The following is a 3,219-nucleotide window of genomic DNA, read 5'->3' on the forward strand; positions in this document are numbered from 1 at the left end:
CCCAGTTGTTTTCTGGGAACCACACAGGGACGCGAACACCACACAGCGACTCACTTTGAACGTTCAGTGTGTTCAAGCCACTCGGCCTATTAGTACCGGTCGACTCCACACGTTACCGCGCTTCCATCTCCGGCCTATCAACCCAATCGTCTACTGGGGGCCTTACCCCACCAAAGTGGGAGGGAGAACTCATCTCGAGGAAGGCTTCCCGCTTAGATGCTTTCAGCGGTTATCCCTACCGAACGTAGCCAACCAGCCGTGCCCCTGGCGGGACAACTGGCACACCAGAGGTTCGTCCGTCCCGGTCCTCTCGTACTAGGGACAGACCCTCTCAATTCTCCTACGCGCGCAGCGGATAGGGACCGAACTGTCTCGCGACGTTCTAAACCCAGCTCGCGTGCCGCTTTAATGGGCGAACAGCCCAACCCTTGGGACCTACTCCAGCCCCAGGATGCGACGAGCCGACATCGAGGTGCCAAACCATCCCGTCGATATGGACTCTTGGGGAAGATCAGCCTGTTATCCCCGGGGTACCTTTTAGCCGTTGAGCGACACCACTTCCACACGTAGGTGCCGGATCACTAGGCCCTGCTTTCGCACCTGCTCGACACGTCCGTCTCACAGTCAAGCTCCCTTGTGCCCTTGCACTCGCCACCTGATTGCCAACCAGGCTGAGGGAACCTTTGGGCGCCTCCGTTACACTTTGGGAGGCAACCGCCCCAGTTAAACTACCCACCAGGCACTGTCCCCCACCCGGATACACGGGTGCGGGTTAGACGCTCAAAACGACCAGAGTGGTATTTCACCAACGACTCCACCCAAACTGGCGTCTGGGCTTCACAGTCTCCCACCTATCCTACACAAGACGCTTCAGGCGCCAATGCCAAGCTATAGTGAAGGTCCCGGGGTCTTTCCGTCCTGCTGCGCGAAACGAGCATCTTTACTCGTACTGCAATTTCGCCGGGCCTGTGGTTGAGACAGCGGGGAAGTCGTTACGCCATTCGTGCAGGTCGGAACTTACCCGACAAGGAATTTCGCTACCTTAGGATGGTTATAGTTACCACCGCCGTTTACCGGCGCTTAGATTCTCAGCTTCGACCCCAAAGAGATCTAACCGGTCCTCTTAACGTTCCGGCACCGGGCAGGCGTCAGTCCGTATACAGCGTCTTACGACTTCGCACGGACCTGTGTTTTTAGTAAACAGTCGCTTCCCCCTGGCCTCTGCGACCCCACCCAGCTCACCGCGCAAGACGGATCACCAGACGAGGTCCCCCTTCTCCCAAAGTTACGGGGGCAATTTGCCGAGTTCCTTAACCACAGTTCACCCGATCGCCTTGGTATTCTCTACCTGACCACCTGAGTCGGTTTAGGGTACGGGCCGCCGGTACACTCGCTAGAGGCTTTTCTCGGCAGCATGGGATCACTCACTTCACCTAAAACGGCTCGGCATCACATCTCACCCTTGATGTGCCACGGATTTACCTATGACACGGGCTACATGCTTACCCCAGGACAACCATCGCCTGGGCTGAGCTACCCTCCTGCGTCACCCCATCACTCACCTACTACCCCATCGGGTCGACCGCTAGGCCCGAAAGAAGCCCGAAGGCCCCAACCAGGATTCAGGGTCTTAGCATCAGAGGATTCAGCGTTGGCGCATACCAGCGGGTACGGGAATATCAACCCGTTGTCCATCGACTACGCCTGTCGGCCTCGCCTTAGGTCCCGACTTACCCTGGGCGGATTAGCCTGCCCCAGGAACCCTTGGTCATCCGGCGCACACGTTTCTCACGTGTGATTCGCTACTCATGCCTGCATTCTCACTCCCACAGCCTCCACCACTCGATCACTCGGCGGCTTCACCGGCTGCAGGACGCTCCCCTACCCATCCCAACAAACGTTGGAATGCCACGGCTTCGGCGGTGTGCTTGAGCCCCGCTACATTGTCGGCGCGGAATCACTTGACCAGTGAGCTATTACGCACTCTTTCAAGGATGGCTGCTTCTAAGCCAACCTCCTGGTTGTCACAGCAACTCCACATCCTTTCCCACTTAGCACACGCTTAGGGGCCTTAGCCGATGATCTGGGCTGTTTCCCTCTCGACTACGAAGCTTATCCCCCGCAGTCTCACTGCCACGCTCTCACTTACCGGCATTCGGAGTTTGGCTGACGTCAGTAACCTTGTAGGGCCCATTAGCCATCCAGTAGCTCTACCTCCGGCAAGAAACACGCAACGCTGCACCTAAATGCATTTCGGGGAGAACCAGCTATCACGGAGTTTGATTGGCCTTTCACCCCTAACCACAGGTCATCCCCCAGGTTTTCAACCCTGGTGGGTTCGGGCCTCCACACCGTCTTACCGGCGCTTCACCCTGCCCATGGCTAGATCACCCCGCTTCGGGTCTACAGCATGCGACTAAAAACGCCCTATTCAGACTCGCTTTCGCTACGGCTACCCGCCACCGGTTAACCTCGCCACACACCATAACTCGCAGGCTCATTCTTCAAAAGGCACGCCATCACGAACCACAACCCAAAGGCCATGGAGGACGCTCTGACGGCTTGTAGGCACACGGTTTCAGGTACTATTTCACGACCCCTCACCGGGGCACTTTTCACCTTTCCCTCACGGTACTGGTCCGCTATCGGTCATCAGGAAGTATTCAGCCTTACCACGTGGTCGTGGCAGATTCACACGGGATTTCACGGGCCCCGTGCTACTCGGGAACACACCCAGAAGCCACTCAGATTTCGTCTACCGGACTCTCACCGTCTACGGTCGGCCTTCCCATGCCGTTCAACTATCCGAGCAGTTTGTAACTTCTCGCCGCCTCGGCAGAGACGACCGGATGGTCCCACAACCCCGCACACGCAACGCCTGCCGGCTATCACACGCGCACGGTTTAGGCTCCTCCGCTTTCGCTCACCACTACTCACGGAATCACTATTGTTTTCTCTTCCTGCGGGTACTGAGATGTTTCACTTCCCCGCGTTCCCACCAACCGCCCTATACATTCAGACGGCGGCGACACCCCATGACGGGTGCCAGGTTTCCCCATTCGGAAATCCCCGGATCAAAGTCTGGTTGCCGACTCCCCGAGGCATATCGCAGGCTCCCACGTCCTTCATCGGCTCCTGATGCCAAGGCATCCACCGTATGCCCTTAAAAACTTGAACACACAAAACGATCAAAACAAATCGCAGACAAGACCCCAACCC

1 rRNA gene is annotated in these 3,219 nt (G+C 57.3%); it reads right to left on the reverse strand.

Annotation, left to right across the window (positions count from 1 at the left end):
- Positions 1-68: 68 nt before the first annotated feature.
- Positions 69-3,177, reverse strand: a 23S ribosomal RNA gene (locus E1291_RS41640).
- Positions 3,178-3,219 lie beyond the last annotated feature (42 nt).

The sequence above is a fragment of the Actinomadura roseirufa genome (assembly GCF_900659635.1).
Classification (GTDB): Bacteria; Actinomycetota; Actinomycetes; order Streptosporangiales; family Streptosporangiaceae; genus Spirillospora; species Spirillospora roseirufa.